Source organism: Imperialibacter sp. (assembly GCF_048007035.1).
In the GTDB taxonomy this organism is placed as follows: domain Bacteria; phylum Bacteroidota; class Bacteroidia; order Cytophagales; family Cyclobacteriaceae; genus Imperialibacter.
In genome coordinates, this window is sequence record NZ_CP180355.1 from 2,876,553 (window position 1) to 2,896,715 (window position 20,163).

General features: G+C 46.4%; 24 protein-coding genes. 14 read left to right on the forward strand and 10 right to left on the reverse strand.

The window, feature by feature from the left end; genetic code table 11:
- Window positions 1–12: 12 nt before the first annotated feature.
- Window positions 13–441 carry a DUF4783 domain-containing protein gene (locus ACMVP2_RS12310; protein WP_317489241.1) on the forward strand — a complete coding sequence of 143 codons (429 nt, stop codon included), beginning with the start codon at window positions 13–15 and terminating at the stop codon, window positions 439–441.
- A gap of 8 nt (window positions 442–449) precedes the next feature.
- On the opposite strand, the gene ACMVP2_RS12315 is transcribed toward ACMVP2_RS12310, so the two are convergent.
- From ACMVP2_RS12315 to ACMVP2_RS12325, 3 genes are all read right to left on the reverse strand, one after another.
- Window positions 450–833: a type II toxin-antitoxin system VapC family toxin gene (locus tag ACMVP2_RS12315; RefSeq protein WP_339785321.1), complete on the reverse strand. Its 384-nt coding sequence runs from the start codon at window positions 831–833 to the stop codon at window positions 450–452.
- Window positions 812–1,042, reverse strand: a complete 231-nt coding sequence (locus ACMVP2_RS12320; protein WP_317489239.1) for a type II toxin-antitoxin system Phd/YefM family antitoxin — start codon at window positions 1,040–1,042, stop codon at window positions 812–814. The genes ACMVP2_RS12315 and ACMVP2_RS12320 overlap by 22 nt, the downstream gene beginning before the upstream one ends.
- Before the next feature lie 96 nt (window positions 1,043–1,138).
- Window positions 1,139–4,300 (reverse strand): VPS10 domain-containing protein, encoded by a 3,162-nt coding sequence (locus ACMVP2_RS12325; protein WP_416867908.1) that lies wholly within the window; start codon window positions 4,298–4,300, stop codon window positions 1,139–1,141.
- Window positions 4,301–4,441: 141 nt separating this feature from the next.
- Between ACMVP2_RS12325 and ACMVP2_RS12330 the strand changes: the two genes are divergently transcribed.
- From ACMVP2_RS12330 to ACMVP2_RS12350, 5 genes are read left to right on the forward strand one after another with little or no spacing between them, the layout of a single operon-like run.
- A complete protein-coding gene (locus ACMVP2_RS12330; RefSeq protein ID WP_339785313.1) occupies window positions 4,442–4,891 on the forward strand; it encodes a DinB family protein in 450 nt (149 codons plus the stop codon).
- Between the two features lies 1 nt (window position 4,892).
- Entirely contained in the window at window positions 4,893–6,248 is a 1,356-nt protein-coding gene (locus ACMVP2_RS12335; RefSeq protein WP_416867909.1) for a neutral/alkaline non-lysosomal ceramidase N-terminal domain-containing protein, read from the forward strand.
- Between the two features lie 26 nt (window positions 6,249–6,274).
- A complete protein-coding gene (locus tag ACMVP2_RS12340) occupies window positions 6,275–6,562 on the forward strand; it encodes a nucleotidyltransferase family protein (RefSeq protein WP_416867910.1) in 288 nt (95 codons plus the stop codon).
- On the forward strand, window positions 6,555–6,896 hold the full coding sequence (locus ACMVP2_RS12345) for a DUF86 domain-containing protein (protein ID WP_416867911.1): 342 nt from the start codon (window positions 6,555–6,557) through the stop codon (window positions 6,894–6,896). The genes ACMVP2_RS12340 and ACMVP2_RS12345 overlap by 8 nt, the downstream gene beginning before the upstream one ends.
- Window positions 6,897–6,910: 14 nt before the next feature.
- A complete protein-coding gene (locus tag ACMVP2_RS12350; protein ID WP_416867912.1) occupies window positions 6,911–8,002 on the forward strand; it encodes a glycoside hydrolase family 3 protein in 1,092 nt (363 codons plus the stop codon).
- Here ACMVP2_RS12350 and ACMVP2_RS12355 read toward each other — a convergent pair.
- The 5 genes from ACMVP2_RS12355 to rocD form a co-directional block, all read right to left on the reverse strand.
- Entirely contained in the window at window positions 7,999–8,451 is a 453-nt protein-coding gene (locus tag ACMVP2_RS12355) for an ExbD/TolR family protein (RefSeq protein WP_416867913.1), read from the reverse strand. The genes ACMVP2_RS12350 and ACMVP2_RS12355 overlap by 4 nt on opposite strands.
- Before the next feature lie 4 nt (window positions 8,452–8,455).
- A complete protein-coding gene (locus tag ACMVP2_RS12360; protein WP_416867914.1) occupies window positions 8,456–9,004 on the reverse strand; it encodes an ExbD/TolR family protein in 549 nt (182 codons plus the stop codon).
- 59 nt (window positions 9,005–9,063) lie between these two features.
- Window positions 9,064–9,690, reverse strand: a complete 627-nt coding sequence (locus ACMVP2_RS12365; protein ID WP_339785295.1) for a response regulator transcription factor — start codon at window positions 9,688–9,690, stop codon at window positions 9,064–9,066.
- A gap of 135 nt (window positions 9,691–9,825) precedes the next feature.
- Window positions 9,826–11,844, reverse strand: coding sequence for a tetratricopeptide repeat-containing sensor histidine kinase (locus ACMVP2_RS12370; RefSeq protein ID WP_416867915.1), 2,019 nt, complete (start codon window positions 11,842–11,844; stop codon window positions 9,826–9,828).
- A gap of 124 nt (window positions 11,845–11,968) precedes the next feature.
- Complete coding sequence (gene rocD / locus ACMVP2_RS12375; RefSeq protein WP_339785289.1) at window positions 11,969–13,249, reverse strand: ornithine--oxo-acid transaminase; 1,281 nt, start codon at window positions 13,247–13,249, stop codon at window positions 11,969–11,971.
- Window positions 13,250–13,329: 80 nt separating this feature from the next.
- Here rocD and ACMVP2_RS12380 point away from each other — a divergent pair, with 80 nt between their 5' ends.
- From ACMVP2_RS12380 to ftsY, 5 genes are all read left to right on the forward strand, one after another.
- Entirely contained in the window at window positions 13,330–13,500 is a 171-nt protein-coding gene (locus tag ACMVP2_RS12380) for a DUF5522 domain-containing protein (protein WP_317489229.1), read from the forward strand.
- A gap of 76 nt (window positions 13,501–13,576) precedes the next feature.
- Window positions 13,577–13,816, forward strand: a complete 240-nt coding sequence (rpmB, locus tag ACMVP2_RS12385) for a 50S ribosomal protein L28 (protein WP_151997710.1) — start codon at window positions 13,577–13,579, stop codon at window positions 13,814–13,816.
- A 20-nt stretch (window positions 13,817–13,836) separates the two neighbouring features.
- Window positions 13,837–14,019 (forward strand): 50S ribosomal protein L33, encoded by a 183-nt coding sequence (gene rpmG, locus ACMVP2_RS12390; protein ID WP_151997711.1) that lies wholly within the window; start codon window positions 13,837–13,839, stop codon window positions 14,017–14,019.
- A gap of 2 nt (window positions 14,020–14,021) precedes the next feature.
- Window positions 14,022–14,174 carry a DUF4295 domain-containing protein gene (locus ACMVP2_RS12395; protein WP_151997712.1) on the forward strand — a complete coding sequence of 51 codons (153 nt, stop codon included), beginning with the start codon at window positions 14,022–14,024 and terminating at the stop codon, window positions 14,172–14,174.
- Between the two features lie 216 nt (window positions 14,175–14,390).
- Entirely contained in the window at window positions 14,391–15,347 is a 957-nt protein-coding gene (gene ftsY / locus ACMVP2_RS12400) for a signal recognition particle-docking protein FtsY (RefSeq protein WP_339785282.1), read from the forward strand.
- Between the two features lie 11 nt (window positions 15,348–15,358).
- Here ftsY and ACMVP2_RS12405 read toward each other — a convergent pair whose 3' ends face one another.
- On the reverse strand, window positions 15,359–16,051 hold the full coding sequence (locus tag ACMVP2_RS12405; protein WP_416867916.1) for a DUF6048 family protein: 693 nt from the start codon (window positions 16,049–16,051) through the stop codon (window positions 15,359–15,361).
- Window positions 16,032–16,493: a DUF6452 family protein gene (locus ACMVP2_RS12410; protein WP_317489225.1), complete on the reverse strand. Its 462-nt coding sequence runs from the start codon at window positions 16,491–16,493 to the stop codon at window positions 16,032–16,034. The genes ACMVP2_RS12405 and ACMVP2_RS12410 overlap by 20 nt, the downstream gene beginning before the upstream one ends.
- A 203-nt stretch (window positions 16,494–16,696) precedes the next feature.
- On the opposite strand from ACMVP2_RS12410, the gene rimO reads away from it, so the two are divergent.
- From rimO to ACMVP2_RS12425, 3 genes are read left to right on the forward strand one after another with little or no spacing between them, the layout of a single operon-like run.
- Window positions 16,697–18,007: a 30S ribosomal protein S12 methylthiotransferase RimO gene (gene rimO / locus ACMVP2_RS12415; RefSeq protein ID WP_350092130.1), complete on the forward strand. Its 1,311-nt coding sequence runs from the start codon at window positions 16,697–16,699 to the stop codon at window positions 18,005–18,007.
- Window positions 18,008–18,013: 6 nt separating this feature from the next.
- Entirely contained in the window at window positions 18,014–19,576 is a 1,563-nt protein-coding gene (bshC, locus tag ACMVP2_RS12420) for a bacillithiol biosynthesis cysteine-adding enzyme BshC (protein WP_416867917.1), read from the forward strand.
- 6 nt (window positions 19,577–19,582) lie between these two features.
- A complete protein-coding gene (locus ACMVP2_RS12425; RefSeq protein ID WP_416867918.1) occupies window positions 19,583–20,140 on the forward strand; it encodes a 5-formyltetrahydrofolate cyclo-ligase in 558 nt (185 codons plus the stop codon).
- Window positions 20,141–20,163 lie beyond the last annotated feature (23 nt).

Consider the following 20,163-nt stretch of genomic DNA (forward strand, 5'->3'; position numbering starts at 1 on the left):
AACTGCTCAATAATGGCGCAATTTTTGTTGCTCACAACTGTTGAATTCAGAATCATGAAACGGTTTACAATATTATTTCTTTTTACTGCTACCATGGCCTTTGGCCAAACACAAACGGAGGTAGTAGGCAATGTGAAAGCGGCTATTAAAGCTGGCTCTTCCAAAGAGCTTGTGCGCTATTTTAACGAAACTGTGTCGCTGAATGTAGACGGCGAAAAGTCGAATTACAGTAAAACACAGGCCGAAATAATTATGAAGGATTTCTTCAAAGAGAATCCTCCTTCTTCATTTGACTATATACACCAGGGAAATTCGAAAGAAGGTTTGCTCTACACCATTGGTCAGCTTTCACACCCCAACGGAACGTACAGGGTATACATGCTGCTGAAATCGTTCAATGGCAAGTATCTGGTGGATACGCTTGACTTGACTAAGGAATAGTCTCCAAATTACCAAACTGCATTCTCGAAGTTTTCTCCAATAAGTGAGTCCTTGGTTACCAGGACAAAATTTTCTAATTGCGCTTGACTTACAATCATTCTATCGAATGGATCTCGTGTCCAGGAATGTTCCATCGCTTTATTCACAAGCACATGCAGCGGGCTGTCCCGATTAGTAAGGGCTATCTCTATTTCCAAACTCTTCAGAACAACATCTGGGGCTACTTTTATCTTTCCTATTTCAAAGAGATATTTCAACTCAAGTCTTACAAATGAGGAATAGTGTAGTTTGGATTCTTCTATGACTGAGATTGCTCTCGGCGAAATTTTATTAATTTCTCCCCCATACAACCAGATAACGACATGTGTGTCTAAATAGGCTTCTTGTTCCATTCGCTACTCCAGTCTATATGAACAAGCTCCTCAGCGTCTCCCACAATCACATCACGTTTTTTCAAGTTAGCCAACTTAGAAGCTTGATTTTCCACTACAATTTTGAGGGTTTTTCCCTTTCGTTTTATTTCCAGGGGCTCGCCAGTTTCAGCCACTTGATCAAGTAACTTATAAATGTTCTGCCTTAGTTTTGAAGTTGTTATTCCCATAGTTGACAATACGTACGATAAATATAAATAGTTCGTACGTAAAACAAAAAAGCCAGTACTGCAACTGGCCTTTTTGTCGATCAATAGTTGATATTATCAGCTTCCTAACTTTTCTTCCTTCTTGTCATTATTCGGAGCCACGTAGGGCACACCTTTCTCTTCCAGCATATTGTTGTAGGCCGGAACATCATCGTTCAAAATCTGCATGATTTCCGTTTTCCTTGTATTCCATATTTCTTTCAAGTCGTTATAGCGTTCCTTCTCGCCATCGGTAAGCGGGGGCGAATTCCCGTCAATGGTTTGCAAAAGGTCATACAGCTGGCTGTCGAGCATGCTGCGGAAGTTGACCACGTCCTGAAATGTTTCCTGCTTCGGCTGGATCAGTTTTTCTTCAGTCGCTCCCACTTTCTTTATAATGGCCCTGCTCTTGTCATTGATCGATTTGTATTCGTCAGAATCGCCCAGTCTTTCATCCATGGCTTTCAGTTGCTTGCGCACTTGCTGCAGGTCTTTCAGCGATTGGTATATGTCCTCAATGTCCAGCGCTATCCTTTCCAGCACTTGCTGCTTTTCCCGGTGCTGTGCCAGTGTTGCAGCGTCCCTAGGGTCAGGAAGTATGTTGAGTGCCTGCTGCATTGTTTTGTCGCCAAAGGTCAGCGTTATTGTGTAAGTGCCTGGGCCCACCATATAGCTCGACATGCCCCCGCCACCAAAGCTTGGTACAAATACGCCTTCGGCTGTCTCGATATTTTCACCTCTTAAGTCCCACTTCAGCACATTCATGCCCGCCTTTTTTGGAAGTTGCTCTGCTTTCTTTTTAGAAGCGCTATTGAAAGTTCGTAAAACCTTACCTTCTGCATCAGCTATTTCAAGTTTTAACAATGTGGAGTCTTTTTCCCCCATTTCCTTCAAATGATATCGGATAAGGGCTCCTTTATAGGCGCTCTTGCCTACGGTTACATTTGGCAAATCGAAAGCATTACCGCTTTTAACAACTTCCCGTGGCTTGTACAAATAGGCATCAGTTGTTGCTAGCTGTGGGGTCAGCTCTTGCAAAGAGGTGATATCATCAAGAATCCAGAATGCTCTTCCTGAAGTAGCCGCCAGCAGGTCGTTGTGGTGAATCTTCAGGTCAGTTACCGGCGTCATCGGAAAATTAAGCTTGAACTGGCTCCACTGCTGCCCACCATCAAAGCTGATGTAAAGTCCTCTTTCGGTGCCGGCGAAAAGCAACCCCTTGCGGTTAGGGTCTTCTCTCACAACCCTCACAAATGCCTTTGCGCCAATACCTTTGGTAAGCATTTGCCAGCTTTGACCGTAGTCTGTCGTTTTGTATAAATAAGGAGTGAAGTCCCCGAATTTGTATTTTGTAAACGCTACATAGGCAGTGCCAGGGGTATGTGGAGATACTTCGATAGAGTTAATCATTCCCTCACCTGCCTCTTTAGGGCTAATATTCGTCCACGTCTTTCCGGCATCTCTGGTAATATGCAACAAGCCGTCATCTGCTCCTGCCCAAAGAACCTTTGCGTCATGAGGAGACTCGGCCAGGTAATAAATGGTATGATAGATTTCTCCACCAGCGGCTTCGTTGGTGATCGGGCCGCCCATGAGCCCCAGCTTTGTGGAATCGTTTCTGGTTAGGTCGCCACTCATTTCTTCCCAAGTCAATCCCCGGTTGGTAGAGCGGAGTACTTTGTTCCCTGCGTGATAAATTGTGTTGGGGTTGTGTTGAGAAACAATGATTGGTGCATTCCAGTTGAACCGGTATTTGACTTCGTCGGACGGTTCGCCCAGCCCGCTTTCCGGGTAGGCTTTTATTCCCTTCGATTTTTTGCTGGCCAGATTATACTCATCGATAATCCCCTGATAACAGCCTGCATACATCAGTATTGGGTTGTTAGGATCAAATGCTACATAAGCACTTTCGCAGCCACCTACGCCCGCAATCCAATCCTGCCAGTCGATCACCGGCCCGTTGGTGCTGCTGGGAATGGCTACTGATGAGTTGTCCTGCTGGCCGCCATACACCCAGTAGGGGAACCGATTGTCAGCATTGATCCTATAAAACTGTGCAGTGGGTTGGTTCTCAATCGTACTCCAGGTTTTGCCAGTATTAAAGGAAATAGCAGCGCCGCCATCACCGCCGTATACCATGTTGGCTGGTCGATCAGGGTTGATCCAGATTGAGTGGGTATCGCCATGTGGCACAGGCAAGCTGACAAAAGATTTTCCGCCGTCGATGCTTCTGAGCAGTGGGGCGTTCATCACATAAACAACGTCTGCATTTGCCGGATCGGCCTGAATATGCATATAGTACCACGAACGAGCTCTCAGCACCCTCTCTTTGTTCATGTTTTTCCAGGTTTTACCAGCATCATCCGAACGGTACAAGCCTCCTTCGTCCGATTCGATAATCGCATACACTCTTTCGGGGTCGGCTGGCGAAACTGTCACACCAATTTTGCCCATCACCACTTTTGGCAAACCTTCTGAAAGCTTTTCCCAGGTTTCGCCGCCATTAACGCTTTTGAATATGCCGCTTCCAGCGCCGCCACTTCTCGAATACCATGGCAGGCGTTGATGATCCCACATGGCTGCATAAAGAATCCTGGGATTCGACTCGTCCATGCTCAAGTCACTCACTCCGGTGAATTCGTTGACAAAATGTACAACCTTGAAGCTTTTGCCTCCATCGGTGCTTTTGTAAACGCCCCGGTTGTCGCTTGGTCCATAAGGATTACCCTGAACGCCCACGTAGATTAAATCTGGATTGGTGGGGTGAATAGCAATTTTAGAAATGTGCATGGAGTTCTCCAGCCCAATATGGCTCCAGGTTTTGCCAGCGTCGGTCGATTTGTAAAGACCGTCGCCACTGGAAGTCATCACCCCACGAATAGGTGCCTCGCCCGTGCCAACGTAGATGACATTTGGATCGGATGCGGCTACGGAAATTGCCCCGATCGTTCCGGTGTTGAAAAAGCCATCGGTGACGTTTTTCCAGGTAATACCAGCATCGGTTGTTTTCCATACTCCACCACCAACCGTGCCCATGTAGTAGGTTTGGTCGTCGCCCAACACACCGGCCACTGCTGTGGACCTGCCTCCTCTTGTCGGCCCAATGTTTCTCCACTCAAGTCCAGCGTAAAGCTTTTCATCCAGCGCTACTTGTTCTGTTTTTTCTTTGGCTCCTTTTTTCTGCGCAAAAAGCATGGTGGGGATTAGTGCCAGAAGAATCAATAGATTTCTCTTCATCATGTTCAGGTTGGTTATATCTCTAAGTAAATAGGTTTTTTGAGGTAGTATTTTCTTCCAATGTCTTAATTTCGAGCCTAAAGCCCAACACCACTCATAGAACTGGCCGGGAATTTTAGTCTTTGAATACAAAAATAAGAAGCGATGGAAACTGTTGTTAAAGATTTAATGGAGCTTTTCGAAAGAGATATAGATAGGCTACAGAAAGAGCTCGAATTGACACCCGATGCTGTTTTGTGGAAAACCGTAGGGCAAATCAATAATTCGCCTGGCAATCTTTTCCTCCACCTGGCAGGCAACCTGCAGCATTTCATTGGCGCTGTTATTGGCAAAACATCTTTCGTAAGAGACAGGGAGGGGGAGTTTGGAAAAAAGGGACTGCCCAAAAGCGAACTGGCGAGTGAGCTACAAGCAACAAGAAAGGCTGTGCTTGAAACGCTGGCCAAAATGACGTCCGAGCAACTGCACAGCAACTACCCTATTGAGGTTTTCGGCAAGCCAATGACGACGCAAAACTTCCTCATTCATCTTAGTGGGCACCTTAACTACCATTACGGACAGATCAATTACTTCCGCAGAATAGTGGCCAGCTAATATGATGCGCCTCCTAAAAGTACTGGCCTGGATTGTCGGCGTTGTTTTAGTACTGGCGTTAAGCCTGCTGACGACCATTGACAGGACTCCCTATCAGGAAATGCCCTACTATGAGGCCATGCATGCCAGGATGGACTCCCTGGCTGCCGCCTACCAAAACTCAGTTGGCGACACGCTGCAAGTTGGCTGGGCGGAAGCTTCTCTGGTTTATCCTGAGTCAATTCCATTGGCTGGATATGGAAAAAGAAAAGGAGCCCACTTTGAGGGTGTTCATGATTCTGTTGGTGTGAAAGCGATGGTGTTTTCCAACGGGAAAGCAAAGGCAGCAATCGTAAGCTTTGATCTCCTTATCACGCCCCCCGAGGTGGTTATCAGGTTAAAAAACCTGCTTCCGTCATTAGGCTACTCTATGCAAAACACTTTTTTCACTGCCGTCCACTCGCATTGCAGCATTGGGGCCTGGAGTCCCGGATTGACAGGAACGTTGTTTGCAGGCACTTACCAACCGGAAGTAGCTGATTTTATTGCTGAAGCGGTGATACAAAGCATAAAGGATGCGGAAGGAAACAGAGAAAGGGCCAAAATCGGGTTTGCGACATTCGATGCCGGGGAGCTTATTTACAATCGTCTTGTAAAAGAAAAAGGAACGATCGATCCGTGGTTCAGGGTGATGAAGGTGGTGAAAGACTCCGGCAAAAGTGCCTTGTTTACAACGTTTGCGGCACATGCCACCACGCTACCCTCCAGCTTCCTGGCCTTGTCGGCAGACTACCCGGCTGCATTGCGAAAAACCTTTGTCGCCGACTCTCTGGCAGACTTCGTGATATACGGTGCGGGTGCTGTGGGCAGTCAAGGGCCTAATAGCCCAAAAGGAATTGAGGGCTGGGAAAAGGCGGAATATATTTCCGACCACCTGTCAGAACAATTTGCCCAGATTAGTTTTCTAATACAGCCGGAATACGTGAAGTCGATTTCGAGCGGATACCTTCCATTGGAATTGCGCCAGCCGAGCTTCAAGGTGTCGGAGAACATCAGCGCACGGCCGTGGGTGTTTTACTGGTTGTTTGGCAACTATGATTCGGGCATTAGTTATTTGAAGATTGGGGACAACCTTTTGGTTGGCACACCCTGCGACTTTTCGGGGGAGCTGATGGCGCCACTCGACAGCATGGCCAGGGCTCGGGGGCAAAATCTGATGGTGACCAGCTTCAACGGGGGCTATATAGGTTATATTACGAAAGATGAATGGTATGACCTGAATAAGTACGAGACACGCACCATGAACTGGTTTGGGCCTTACAATGGTGCTTATTTTTCGGAAATAATAAGTTCCCTCGTGGAAACCGCTACTGAATAATTCTTAAATTCGGTAAAACTAACCCAATGACAACCCAGGACATCATACAAAGGCTGACTTCCGCCAAGAGTGCATTGTTCGTTAAGTACCCCATCAAAAGTATGGCAATTTTTGGCTCAATAGCTCGTGGAGAAGCTGTTGCGGAAAGCGATGTGGATATTGTTGTGGAACTGAATGGTCAGGTAGGTCTAAAATTTGTAACCATAGCTGACGAACTGGAGGAAGTGTTGGGTAAAAAAGTGGACCTTGTTTCAAGAAGAGCTATTGACGATCGATACTGGAAGTTTATCGAAAAGGATCTCATTTATGTCTGAAAGAGATTCCAAACTCATGGTAGAAGACATTCTCTCCTGCATCGGCAAAATTGAGCGATACACATTAAACCTTAGCTTCGAAGACTTCCTTCACGATGAGTTAAGAATTGATGCAGTTGTTAGAAATCTTGAGGTAATTGGTGAAGCATCAAAACGGATCCATCCTGACTTCAAACAGTCCTCGAATATCCCCTGGAGAGAAATTTCAGGACTTAGAAATAAGATTGTGCATGAATACTTCGGAGTGGATCTGGAAATCATATGGGATATTGTTCAAAATGACCTCTCTGTGCTGAGGGCTCAGTTACTACTGCTACTCGACGAAATTGACTAAGCTGGATACGCTTTATGAAAAAACGATTGTTTTTCTTCTTATGTATATTCATTTTTTCTTCCAAAACCTTTTCCCAAACAGACAGCCTCGATATCATGATTGGCCAAATGATCATGATTGGTTTGGAGGAAAGGCAATCTATTAAAAAGGGAGATTTGCTGCTGCAGGCCATTGAAGATGGCAAGGTGGGTGGAGTGATCTATTTTGAGAAAAACCTGACCAAAACCAATACAGCTGAAAATCTCCGGCAGCTCAACAACACACTGAAATATGCGTCAGCTATTCCTTTGTGGATTGCCATTGATGAAGAAGGTGGAAGAGTCAACCGCCTGAAGCCGAAATATGGGTTTGTCACAACGAAGTCGGCGCAAGAATTGGGTAAGCAGGGCATTCCCGACAGTACGTACGTCCAGGCCAAGCGCATGGCAGTCCAGCTGCGAAAATTGGGCTTCAACCTTAACTTTGCTCCGTCGGTGGATGTAGCGGTGAATCCCGACAACCCGGTCATCGTAAAGCTCGGCAGGTCTTTCAGCAGCAATGCTGATTCAGTGGCCTTGCATGCAGCTGCTTTCATTAAAGCACATCAGGAGGAAGGCATTGTCACTTCCATCAAGCACTTTCCCGGCCACGGCAGCTCCAGCAAGGACACGCACAGCAGTATGGCCGACGTGAGCAATAGCTGGCAATTTGACGAAATCAGACCTTTTAAGTTGCTTATTGACAACGGCCGCCTGGATGCCGTGATGTCGGCGCATATTGTGAATGCACACCTCGATCCTGATTCTCTGCCAGCCACACTTTCAAAGAAAATTGTTCAAAACATCCTCAGGGACTTCATCGGGTTTAACGGCGTTGTTTTCTCCGATGATATGCAGATGCATGCCATCAGCAAACACTATGGCATGGACAAAGCCATTGAGCTGGCTATCAACGCAGGAGTAGACATGCTGCTGATTTGCAATAATGTGGGCCAAACAGAAAGGTATTCGGCGAAGCAAATCCATCAGATCATCCGAAGCAAGGTGGAAAATGGCGAAATCTCAAAAGACAGAATCAAGCAATCTTATGACAGAATAGTGAAGCTGAAGAGAGCCCGAGGATTCTAAATATTTTCCTTTGACCTGTACAGCACCTTTCTCGCATTCGACTTCCGTAGTTCCTGTTGTATATCGGCGATCAACCCCATCTTCACTGCTTCATCAGCCTTCAGCACAATGATCATCTGATCTTTGTATGCCTCCGGTAAGGTAGCCTTTTCCTGGTTGACCCACTGTACCAACTCGTTGATCTTCAAATAGTGGCTTCCATCGGAAATCAACGGCTCCGTGCCTAGTCGGGCATTGGCTGGCAAGCCCACCTGAAGCTCCCTGATGAGGGTCTTCATTTCAGCCTTGTTGATATGCTTCGCCTTGGGCACTTCGTACTTCACGAGGTTTTCGTCGGTTCTGATAACAGCCGTTACCATAAAAAAGAACAGCAGTAGGAAGACGATATCAGGAAGCGACGCCGTAGAAATCTCGGCATTCACAACGGTCTTTCGTTTAAATGACTTCATGGCGCTATTTGTTTGGTTCGGCAATGGATATATTCATAGGAATCCCCTCTTTTCCTTTCTCATACAAGGCTAGCTGCCGGGGATCGTCCAGGTCGAGGTGACGGTACTCGTCACCAGACAGTCCAACCCTTTCTCCATAAATGTTGTAATAAGCACCCTTTAGTTCATCGAGTACAGCGATGAATGCAGCGTAATCGGTGCCACGATTCGATTTCAGGGATATGATTGCTTTTTTGGGCGATTCAGCCAGGTCGCTTGCTGCGGTGGGGTTCAAAATGAACATTCTCAGCTCTTCCCTGAGCCCGACAAGGCCTTGCCTGGGTTCGTCCTGAATCAGGAATTCGTTTTTGGAGTTGATGCTTATTTTGAAGAGGTTTCTATCATTCACAGGCATCACAGGCTGTTTCTCCTGATCTGGCGGTAAGGTGATCATGAATCCCTTCTCCTGAAGGATGGTGGTGGAGACAAGAAAGAATATGAGAAGCAGAAAGGCGATGTCCGCCATTGAGCCTGTATTGACTGGCTCCTGGTTTACTTTTCGGGTGATTTTCATGGCTTTTTACCTGTATAATCAGGAGGAAGCCCAAAAGTCACAGTTTGATTTGGCCTTTTTTACACCAGGTTGTTGGCATAGGCAAACTTGATCAACCCGACCAATGAGTTAGTCTTGGTTTTGCGAAAGATATTTTTGCGGTGAGTTTCCACTGTGCGTTCACTAATGAACAGTTCTTCAGCAATGTCCTTATTCGTGTATTCTTTCGCAATCAGCTTCAGTATTTCCCTTTCCCGTTCGGTGAGCAGTTTTCCTTCATCGGGGTTTTGTAAATTTTGGATCAGCAACGTGTTGATTTCATTGCTCAGATAAGTTCTGCCAGCTCTTATTTGGTCAAGTGCCGCAATAAGCTCCTTCTGTGAGTCCTTCTTTAGCAAGTAACCCTTAATGCCCTCCTTTAGAATTTCTTTTACCAGATGTGCTTCATCGTGCATACTCATAATGAGGATTTTCACTTCCGGTTTTATGCGTTGCATCACTTTTACCAGCCCCAGGCCGTCCATTCCAGGCAAGCTGTAGTCCGAAATGAGAATATCAACCGGTTCATTCTGAAGGTATTTCAATGCATCCTCGGCGGTAGAAGCTGTGCCAGCCACTTCATACTCATCGGTAGCATTGAGCAACGACTTGACACCATCCATGAGGATGGCATGGTCATCGACCAGGTACACCTTTGTTCTATTCATTTTTCTAGTTCCGCTAAACTTCCGGATGAATTTAGAGGAAATATTGCTGAAAGGCTTCATGTCTGAAAATTAGTCAGGCAATCAATTTTTCAACATCCCCCCGGCAGGTGATTTTGCACTACGTACCAGCCCTTACTAAAACAGCGCATAGGTAAGTAATGCTTCCACTTTATCAGCGTCTGTTTTCGATTGATCTCTCTTTAGAATAGCCGGAACGTTCACCGTCAGCATAGTACCTTTTCGGCCTGTGGCTGTGTCCAGATCAATTGTGCCTTTCATCAGATTAGTGCGTGACTGCAAGTTTTTCCACCCGTTTCCCTCGCCCATTTTTAGTATTTTTTCGTCGAAGCCCATGCCGTCGTCTTCTATGGTAAGCGTTATTTCCTCTTCATCACGTGTGATTTGAATAAAAATATTTTTGGCATCGGAATATTTGAGGATGTTGTTCGTCCACTCCTGCACAATCCGGTACAAGGATATTTCCTGAATATCGACTAGCCGATTATCCAGATCAAAGAAATGACTTTCCGCACGGAGCTTTCCTGTGTGATTGATTCGTGACACCAACTCATTGACACCAACTGGCAGTCCGTGTTGAATCAGCGCCTTTGGCATTAAGTTAAAGCATACGTTTTTCAACTCACCATACATGTCGTTGAGCACCGACACCGATTGGTCAAACATTCGCTGGCGGTCGGCTGAGGCAGAAGGAGGTGCTGCCGACAGTGAATCGACGTTGATTTTCAATACCGAAATAAGCTGGCCAAAACTGTCATGCAAGTCCTCGGAAAAGCGCTTTCTTTCACCCTCCACTGAGCTGATCACGGCCCTTAGCAATTCCTCTTGCTTAGCCAGTTTTTCCTCATCCAACTTTCTCTGGTAGCTAAGCTTGGTTCTCGCTCTTACAAGCAGGCCGAATACGAAAAGCAAAAGTAAGGCGCCTCCAAGTGCCAGCTGGGCGACCCTGCTTTTTTGAATCTCAAGATCCTTTTCAACAAGAGACAGGCGTTGCAGCTCAAGCTCCTGGTCCTTTTTTTCAGTTTCATATTTCGCTTCAAGCTCCAATGTTGCCTTCGTCTTTTCTTCTTCAAAGGCTTTGTCTCGTAGGCTTATGTACTGTTGTTGATAGGTAAATGCCTTCTGGTAGTTGCCCAACCGCTGCTCACACTTTGTAATTATTACCAATGCCTGCATCAGCACGTCATTAGCTTTGGTGACTGAGGCCAGCTCATACGCCTCCGTGGCGTGAGCCAGTGCCTTCGTGTACTCTCCCGACGCCAGCTCGTTGCCTGCAAGGTTCTTTAGTGTGAAGGAAACTTCAGCCGTGTTGTTATTTTCTTTATGCAGTGTTAGTGCCTGTATGTAATAGTCACGGGCAACCGAAAGCTCTTTCAGGCTGTCATAAGCGATTGCCAGGTTGCCTAGTGGGTAGGCCATGAGCCTGCTGTATCCGAGGCTTTCATAACCCTGGAGCGATTTTTTAGCAACCTCAATGGCTTGATTGTAGTTTCCAAGAATAATAAGAATCGAGGCGATGTTTCCCTGCACCACTGATGAGCCGAAAACCGATTGTTCGTTTTCGTAAATTTCCAGGGCCCGCTCGTAGTAAGTGAGCACTTTGTCATAGTCCTTTTGTTTTTTGTAGACAATGCCAATGTTGCCAAGTACCATGGCTTCGGAGAAAAGGTCATTGACGGCTTCGTACATCCTTAGAGCCTGAAAGTAGTTGGTCAGCGCCATTTCATCTTTGCCGAGCTGGTCATACACCATGGCTATGTTGTTGAGTGATGCGGCGATGTCGGTAGTGTCACCAAGTGCCTGCTTGATGGCCAGGGACTTGTTGAAGAAATGCAGCGCACTGTCAAAGTTGCTGGTGGCTTCATAAACAGCACCAACCGATTGAAGTGACAATGCTTCTCCTTCCAGATAATTTGCTGATTGCGATAAGCCAAGGGCAGACTTAGCAAACTCCATGGCTTTTTCTGTATTTGCCTGCCGGTAGTGCCAGGAAATGGCGTTGAGGGTGGATATTTTGTCGTTGCCCGTTTGGCGTGGCAAAGCTTTCTCCAGGCTGTCGAGTTCGGCATTTTGCGCCAATAGGGTTGCCCCCCTCAAAAGCAAGAAAATAAAAAATAATACTCCCCTTAGGCTCATACTAGCAGTTGGCTGTAAACCCATAAAGGTAGATGAGCAACATGGAATTGCAAATGCCCCTTATGGGGTATAAGCCAAGCCTGTTGCTCACATATAAAAACAAATCGCAGCTGTAGTTTACCAATCAGCTTTTTTGCTCAAACTCCCGAATTGTTTTTTCGATAATGTCGCAACAATCGTGAAGCTGCTCTTCGGTCATTACCAATGGGGGGGCAAACCGAATAATGTTGCCATGGGTTGGCTTGGCCAAAAGGCCATTGTCTTTAAGAGCTACACAAATATCCCAGGCAGTGCTGCTGTCTTCTGTATCGTTGATGAGAATGGCGTTGAGCAGTCCCTTGCCCCGCACCATTTTCACAAGCTTCGTTGTCGCTATGAACTTGCTCATTCTTTCACGAAAGATCGCCCCCAGTTGGCGGGCATTCTGCGCCAGCTTTTCCTCTTTTACAACGTCGAGCGCCGCCATGGCCACCTTGCATGCCAGTGGGTTGCCACCGAAGGTAGACCCGTGAGTGCCTGGGGTGAGCACATCCATGATACGGTCATCGGCAAGAACGGCAGACACCGGATAAGCACCACCCGACATGGCTTTGCCCAAGATGAGAATATCAGGCTTTGTATAAGTTGCAGGCTGTCGCTCGCAATTGCCTTCACACGAGCAGTTGCCGCAAACTGCCAGCAAACTGCCAGTGCGGGCGATGCCCGTTTGAATTTCATCGGCAATGAAAAGAACATTGCTGGCTTTGCACAAAGCAGCGGCTTCTCTAATATAGGTGTCGGCTGGTGTGTAAACTCCTGCTTCACCCTGAATAGGCTCCACAAGAAACCCGGCAACATTGGGATCCTTCAAGGCTTCTTTTAAAGCTTCGATGTCATTATAGGGTATCTTTACGAAGCCAGGCGTAAGCGGCCCAAAGTTTCTTCTGGCCCCCTCATCGCTGGAAAAAGACACGATAGTAGTGGTGCGGCCATGGAAATTTTGTTCGCAGACAATGATTTTTGCCTGGTCGGCAGCAATGCCTTTCTTCTCATAACCCCACTTCCGGCAAATTTTAAGTGCAGTTTCGACGCCTTCAGCGCCAGTATTCATTGGCAGCACTTTTTCGAAGCCAAAATATTCAGTGGCATATTTTTGAAAGGCACCAAGGGCATCACTATAAAAGGCCCTCGACGTCAGCGTCAAAGTCTCCGCCTGTTCTTTTAAAGCGCCAATGATTTTTGGATGACAGTGCCCCTGATTGACAGCTGAGTAGGCCGAAAGAAAATCGTAGTACTTCTTCCCTTCAATGTCCCACACAAAGACTCCTTCTCCCCTCGAAAGTACGACCGGCAACGGATGGTAGTTATGCGCTCCATACTTGTTTTCCAGCTCCATCGCTTCTTTGCTACTCATTGTCTTGATCATATCTTTGACTTTAGGATTGAACAATTGCCTGTTGGGCAGGGTTTCAAAGGTAAATAAAAGCCCCTAGACCGAAAAAGGCGATGGAGAAAGAATCAGCAAAGAAGGTTGAGTACGGGTTAAAGACCGAAGATTACTACCACACCAAAGAGGGGTTCCTTGTCTTTACAAAGGAATACCACCTGAAAAGAGGCTATTGTTGCAAGAGCGGGTGCAGGCACTGCCCTTACAACTACAAAAGAAAAGATGCATAATTATTCACCCTCGTTTGTTGGTAATCAAATTTTTCCGATATTTGCAGACCCATTTCAAAAATACACTTATAAGACAATGGCGAGAGTTTGTCAGATAACCGGAAAAAGCACACGTGTGGGAAACAATGTTTCTCATGCAAACAATAAAACGAAGCGCAAGTTTTACCCAAACCTGCACACAAAGCGTTTTTTTATCCCTGAAGAAAATCTTTGGATTACATTGAAGGTTTCATCAACTGCTTTAAGAACCATCAACAAGAATGGTATCAGCGCTGTTTTGAAAAAGGCGAGAGCTAAGGGCAACGTAGTATTTTAAGCTAGAAGAATAGAATAGTCATGGCTAAGAACAAAAATAGAGTTCAGGTAATACTAGAGTGCACAGAGCACAAGACGACTGGTCTACCAGGCACGTCACGTCACATTACCACAAAAAACAGGAAAAATACTCCTGAAAGACTTGAGATGAAGAAGTATAACCCCATACTTCGTAAGTATACTGTCCACAAAGAAATTAAATAATCATGGCAAAGAAAGTAGTTGCAACCCTGAAGAAAGAAGGTGGCAAAACCTATGCGAAAGTGATCAAGGCTGTAAGGTCTGAGAAAACTGGTGCATATACTTTCCGTGAGGAAATGGTTCCTGCTGACCTCGTAAAAGATACACTAGCGAAATAAGCTAGTTAACAGTACTTATTGACAAGAAAGTCCCTTCATGGGACTTTTTTTGTTATCAAGAGATGGAGGCCAGCTCCTGGCACCTCCATTATTTTTTCAATATTAACCAAACGGAGAATCATTTTCCGGTGGTTTAAGTTTGTAATTTGTATTTTCCGTTGGCTAAAGGAGATACTCATTGTGCAACTCCACAGTCAATAAGCAACCCTATTATATATGGCTTTATTTGGATTCATGTCCAAGGACAAAAAAGAGTCGCTGGACAAAGGACTGGAAAAAACGAAGGAGAATTTTTTCTCGAAGCTCGGCAAGGCGGTAGCCGGAAAGTCGACGGTAGACATAGATGTGCTCGACGAGCTTGAGGAAGTGCTGGTATCGTCAGATGTTGGCATTGAAACCACAGTAAAAATAATTGACAGAGTGGAGGCGAGGGTAGCCAAAGACAAGTACCTGGGCACCTCTGAGCTTAACGTCATTCTGAGGGAGGAGATTGCCGGGCTGCTCTCCGAAAACAACACTGAGGATGTTGAAGATTTTGAATTGCCAAAAGACAAAAAGCCGTATGTGATCCTGGTGGTGGGTGTCAACGGTGTCGGCAAGACTACTACCATTGGCAAGCTTTCACATCAGTTCAAGCAAAAAGGATATAAAGTGATACTGGGTGCAGCTGACACTTTCAGGGCAGCGGCTGTAGACCAGATCAAGCTTTGGGGAGAGCGGGTTGGCGTGCCTGTGGTGGAGCATGGCATGAATACCGACCCGGCTTCAGTGGCTTTCGATGCAGTGAAAAAAGGTGTAGATGAACAGGCCGATCTTGTTATTATTGACACGGCAGGTCGCCTTCACACCAAAGTGAACCTGATGAATGAGCTTTCGAAGATTAAAAAAGTAATCCAGAAGTTTATTCCGGATGCTCCACACGAAGTAATGCTGGTGCTTGATGGTAGCACAGGACAGAACGCCTTTATTCAGGCGCAGGAGTTTACAAAAGCGACGGATGTTACGTCTCTGGCCATCACTAAGCTGGATGGCACCGCCAAAGGAGGTGTCGTTATTGGTATTTCAGATCAGTTCAAGATTCCGGTGAAGTATATTGGTGTTGGTGAGAAAATGGAGGAGCTGCAGGTGTTCAACAAAATGGCTTTTGTGGAGTCGTTCTTTACCCGCAACTAAGCGGCCCGGCGCTACTTTAGCTTTTTCTTGGAATCCTTCGGCCGCAAGGGAACGGCTTTGTCCCTGAAAGCCAGCTTATAGTAGATGTGGTAACCGAAACCAAAATTTCCGCCACTGGTCACTACCCCATAACCGGGCACAGTATACGGAATGAGCGTTTCTGCTCCCTTTGTCTTTTGGCCAAACTTCCCTCTTAGGGTGTAGCCCATATAAAACTGCTTCCACACCTTCACTTTCATGCCAAACACAGCCTCTATCCAGTGGGCCTTGAGGCCAACGTTAGCCACGTCGACACTGGCAGGGCCCCAGTACGGCACCGCATAATCGAAAGCCAGCGACTCGTCGAAAGTGGCGTGCGCATATCTTAGCCCGAAAAAAACAACGTCTTTGTTTGGGTTGTAAGGAGTCAGGTTAACGTCGACCCCGGCCCGGTAGAATGTGCCATTGGTGGTGTGTGTAAACCCCTCTGCCGAATTGTCTATCTCCTCCCTGCCCAGGTCCAACACAAAGAAGTATTTATTTAAATCAATGTCTGCCTGAATTTCCTGCCGGTTGTAACCATCGGTCAGGGCTGTTTTTGCAAGCCCGAAAACGTCTGCTCCCACTCTAACCGCTGACGGACGCCAGTCCTCGTCCTGAGCCCAGCTGACTGCTGGCAGCAGCATCAGAAAAAACAAAAGTTGGCTAGCGGTAGATTTTAACATTGACTTCTCCAAGTAGGGTAAGTTCTGGCTTGTTTACAATGACGGAGTCGTAAAAGCCTTCAAATTCAGTCGTAAGATTCTGAAACCTGAACCGGGGGCCGCAGTCTGGCGAAATCAGGTATTCCTTTCGGTCGTAGGCAAAGGTCACTGAGTTGCACGTATCGTTGAGGCAGAAATGGTAAGTGGTGCTCGCTGCTTCCGGATTGACGTATAATCCATAAATAGAAAGCGTTGTGTCGGCATAAAGTAATGTATCGGCATCATCGGCCCAAAGCGAGTCAAGCTGAACAGATTCAACGGTTTCAACACCAGCGTCGTTAACCGTGTAAAAGCTTGCCGTTACATAAGGCAGGTAAATATCCGAGCAGGACGGGTCGGGTGCACAGGCAGACCAGCCCAACACAAAAATTAATAACCAAAGATGCCAGGAAAATTTCTTCAAGATCATATGAACTAACCCAACGGCAAAAATAGAATTTATTGTTGGATACCTAACCCTATTCCAAATTTGAATAGGAGCTATCATACTAAACGCAACACTTTTGCCAACGGGGAACTAACACCACAGGAAATTGTTAACTTGCGAGCCCATTGGAAGATAGAGACCGAATTCGAGGAAACCAGTGGCCAAATCCAATCTGACATTTGAAAACTAAAGGACTAAAAAATACGAAAGTGAACATCGTTACCCTGGGGTGTTCCAAAAACTCTGTTGATTCGGAAGTTTTGCTTACCCAACTGCGGGGCAACGAAATCGACGCTGTGCACGAATCTGAGGATGACGATTCCAATGTGGTTGTGATTAACACTTGTGGCTTTATTGACAATGCTAAGCAAGAATCCATCGACACCATTCTGCGCTATGTAGATGCGAAAAAGGAAGGGCTGGTTGAAAAGATATATGTGACGGGTTGTCTCTCGCAAAGATATAAGGACGACCTGGAGAAGGAGATCCCGGAAGTGGATGCCTATTTTGGGACGAGAGACCTTTCCAGGCTGCTGAAGGAGTTCAAGGCAGATTACAAGCACGAGCTGGTAGGCGAGAGAATCCTCACCAACCCCGCTCACTACGCTTACATGAAAATATCGGAGGGTTGCGACAGACCGTGCTCATTCTGCGCAATACCGCTGATGCGTGGCGGCCATATTTCCCGGCCTATTGAGGAGTTAGTGAAAGAAGCGGCTCATTTAGCCAAAAACGGCACCAAGGAGCTTTTGCTCATTGCGCAGGATTCAACCTACTATGGCCTGGATTTGTACAAGAAAAGAAACCTTGCTGAATTGCTTCAGCGCCTTTCGGATGTCAATGGCATCGACTGGATCCGTCTGCACTACGCATTTCCGGCTGGCTTCCCTATGGATGCACTTGATGTAATGGCAGAGCGCCCTAACATTTGTAATTACGTAGATATCCCCCTTCAGCATGCTTCTAACAACATGTTGAAGATGATGAGGCGGGGCACCACCCGGGAGAAAACCGAAGACCTGCTGGCCACCATGCGTTCTAAAGTACCCGGCATTGCCATCCGCACCACACTGATTGCCGGGCACCCGGGCGAAACTGAGGAAGATTTTGAAGAGATGATGGACTTTGTGCAAAAGTCCAGGTTTGACAGGCTGGGGGTATTCAACTACTCACATGAGGAAAACACCCACTCATATAGCTTTGAAGACAATATTCCTGAAAATGTTAAACAAGAACGGGCCGATGCCGTTATGGAGGTTCAGGAAGCCATTTCCTACGAGCTGAACCAGCAGAAAATAGGCAAGACCTTTAAAGTGTTGGTGGATCGCAAAGAAGGTGGTAATTTCATCGGTCGAACAGAGTATGACTCACCCGAAGTTGACAACGAAGTCATCATTGATGGAAAAGAAAATTATTTACGTATTGGCGACTTCGCCACAGTTAAGATTTATGATGCTGCCGAATTCGATTTGTTTGGAGAATTGTTGTAACCTGAAATGAGAGTAGAAAAAATATCCCTGGGAGAGACTGGACAGTTCTCTCCTATTTTTTTGGAGTACCTGGCAAAAAATGAGTCGCTAAAAGACTTTTATCAATACTATCCCTCTGTTGAAAATGCTGAGAAACAGATAGCGCTGAAAAAGGCTTTTCCAAAAAAAAACAGGCTAAGGCTGGAGGCAGTACTCAATGAGCAGTATGGTGCGCTGGATATGTCGCCCAGGCTGAGAGAGAATATTCACGCACTTTCTGAAGAAAACACATTTACCGTCACCACCGGGCACCAGCTAAATATTTTCACCGGGCCCTTGTACTTCATCTACAAAATTGTGACGGTGATAGATGCCTGTAAACAACTAAAAGCAAAGTACCCCGACTACCACTTTGTGCCGGTGTACTGGGCTGCTTCTGAGGATCACGACTTTGAGGAGATTAGCTATTGTTATTTGTACGGCAAGAAATATACCTGGGAAACTGATCAAAAAGGTGCCGTAGGGCGTTTTATGCCTCAGTCGTTGAGCAAGGTGCTGGATGAGATGCCAGACAAGGCTCCTGTTTTTGAAAAAGCCTATCTTGACCACAGCAACCTGGCTGATGCCGTTCGATACTATGTGAATGAGCTATTCGGTCATGAAGGTCTTGTGATGGTGGATGGGGATCACCCGGATTTAAAAAGGATTTTTGCTCCGATCATCAAAAAAGATATTGAAGAGCATGTGTCGGGCAAGCTGGTAGATGAAACCACTAAAAAACTTGACGATGCTGGCTTTAAGACGCAGGTACATGCCCGGGAAATCAACTTCTTTTACCTGAACAGCATCCACCGGGACAGGATTATAGAAGAGGACGGCATCTACAAAGTAAACAATACTGACCTGTCGTTCACAAGGGAAGAGCTCTGGCAACTGCTGGAAAAAAGCCCGGAGAAATTTAGCCCTAATGTAATCATGAGGCCCGTGTACCAGGAGGTCATTCTCCCTAATCTGGCCTATATAGGTGGCCCGGCTGAGGTAGCCTACTGGCTGCAATTCAAGGCTGTTTTCGATCACTATCAGCTACCTTTCCCCATGCTGATGCCCCGCAATTTTGGGCTGGTGGTGCAAAAAAGCCAGGCAAGTAAAATTGAAAAACTGGGTTTGAAGCTTGCTGATCTGTTTATGGAAGGGCATGAGATCAGGAAGAAGTATGTGAGGGAGAACTCCGAAAATGACCTGCTGCTGGGAGAAGAGAAAGCAGCTTTTGCGAAGCTCATGGAGCAGGTGAAAGCCAAAGCAGTGGCCATTGATAAAACGCTGGATGGCTACATGGGCAAGCAGGAAACCCGGCTGCTACAGGAGTTTGAAGGCATGGAGAAAAAGCTGCAAAAGGCCGAAGAGAATAATCAGGCGGTGGCAATCAACCAGATTGAAAGTATTAAAGAAAAGCTTTTCCCGGGAGGCTCCTTGCAGGAGCGCCACGACAACTTCCTCAACTTTTACCTCACCAATCCTGCTATTTTAGACGAGTTCCTCAACGGATTTGATGCATTCGACTTTTCCTTCCATATTTTTATGGAAGAATAAGTTTCAATGGACAAACCGGCGCTTCGTAAAATTTACCTTGAGAAGAGAAAAGCACTAAGCCAGGAAGAGTGGCGGATGGCTTGTGACAGCCTGTTTAAGCAGGTGAAAAGCAATGCAGCACTGATCGGAGGTGGTCCGGTTCATATTTTTTTGCCGATAGAGAAGTTTAAAGAGGTAGACACCTGGCCCATCATTCGATGGCTGTGGCAGGAAGGGATTCGCACGATGACGTCCGTTACCGACACTGGGAGAGGCACCCTGTCTCACGTTTGGTTTGACGACAAAACACATTTCAACACCAGTAAATGGGGGATTCCAGAGCCCGTAAATGCTCCTCCGGCTGATCCTTCGCTCTGCACGGTGATTTTTGTGCCGCTTCTGGTAGCCGACAAACACGGGAACCGTATTGGCTATGGCAAAGGGTTTTATGATGGGTTTCTTTCTTCGATTTCCCCCGCAATAGAAAAAGTAGGACTCTCTCTGCTACCTATTTTGGAAGAGATCCACGTAGCGGAACAGCATGACGTGAAGCTTGACATGGTTTTGGCACCGGAGAGAAATTGACAACCAATAGCAAGTAGTTACTG

Coding starts and splice junctions, on each gene's coding strand:
- ACMVP2_RS12310 (WP_317489241.1), top strand. CDS start 13: ATGGCGCAATTTTTGTTGCTCACAACTGTTGAATTCAGAATCATGAAA.
- ACMVP2_RS12315 (WP_339785321.1), bottom strand. CDS start 833: ATGGAACAAGAAGCCTATTTAGACACACATGTCGTTATCTGGTTGTAT.
- ACMVP2_RS12320 (WP_317489239.1), bottom strand. CDS start 1,042: ATGGGAATAACAACTTCAAAACTAAGGCAGAACATTTATAAGTTACTT.
- ACMVP2_RS12325 (WP_416867908.1), bottom strand. CDS start 4,300: ATGATGAAGAGAAATCTATTGATTCTTCTGGCACTAATCCCCACCATG.
- ACMVP2_RS12330 (WP_339785313.1), top strand. CDS start 4,442: ATGGAAACTGTTGTTAAAGATTTAATGGAGCTTTTCGAAAGAGATATA.
- ACMVP2_RS12335 (WP_416867909.1), top strand. CDS start 4,893: ATGATGCGCCTCCTAAAAGTACTGGCCTGGATTGTCGGCGTTGTTTTA.
- ACMVP2_RS12340 (WP_416867910.1), top strand. CDS start 6,275: ATGACAACCCAGGACATCATACAAAGGCTGACTTCCGCCAAGAGTGCA.
- ACMVP2_RS12345 (WP_416867911.1), top strand. CDS start 6,555: ATGTCTGAAAGAGATTCCAAACTCATGGTAGAAGACATTCTCTCCTGC.
- ACMVP2_RS12350 (WP_416867912.1), top strand. CDS start 6,911: ATGAAAAAACGATTGTTTTTCTTCTTATGTATATTCATTTTTTCTTCC.
- ACMVP2_RS12355 (WP_416867913.1), bottom strand. CDS start 8,451: ATGAAGTCATTTAAACGAAAGACCGTTGTGAATGCCGAGATTTCTACG.
- ACMVP2_RS12360 (WP_416867914.1), bottom strand. CDS start 9,004: ATGAAAATCACCCGAAAAGTAAACCAGGAGCCAGTCAATACAGGCTCA.
- ACMVP2_RS12365 (WP_339785295.1), bottom strand. CDS start 9,690: ATGAATAGAACAAAGGTGTACCTGGTCGATGACCATGCCATCCTCATG.
- ACMVP2_RS12370 (WP_416867915.1), bottom strand. CDS start 11,844: ATGAGCCTAAGGGGAGTATTATTTTTTATTTTCTTGCTTTTGAGGGGG.
- rocD (WP_339785289.1), bottom strand. CDS start 13,249: ATGATCAAGACAATGAGTAGCAAAGAAGCGATGGAGCTGGAAAACAAG.
- ACMVP2_RS12380 (WP_317489229.1), top strand. CDS start 13,330: ATGGAGAAAGAATCAGCAAAGAAGGTTGAGTACGGGTTAAAGACCGAA.
- rpmB (WP_151997710.1), top strand. CDS start 13,577: ATGGCGAGAGTTTGTCAGATAACCGGAAAAAGCACACGTGTGGGAAAC.
- rpmG (WP_151997711.1), top strand. CDS start 13,837: ATGGCTAAGAACAAAAATAGAGTTCAGGTAATACTAGAGTGCACAGAG.
- ACMVP2_RS12395 (WP_151997712.1), top strand. CDS start 14,022: ATGGCAAAGAAAGTAGTTGCAACCCTGAAGAAAGAAGGTGGCAAAACC.
- ftsY (WP_339785282.1), top strand. CDS start 14,391: ATGGCTTTATTTGGATTCATGTCCAAGGACAAAAAAGAGTCGCTGGAC.
- ACMVP2_RS12405 (WP_416867916.1), bottom strand. CDS start 16,051: ATGTTAAAATCTACCGCTAGCCAACTTTTGTTTTTTCTGATGCTGCTG.
- bshC (WP_416867917.1), top strand. CDS start 18,014: ATGAGAGTAGAAAAAATATCCCTGGGAGAGACTGGACAGTTCTCTCCT.
- ACMVP2_RS12425 (WP_416867918.1), top strand. CDS start 19,583: ATGGACAAACCGGCGCTTCGTAAAATTTACCTTGAGAAGAGAAAAGCA.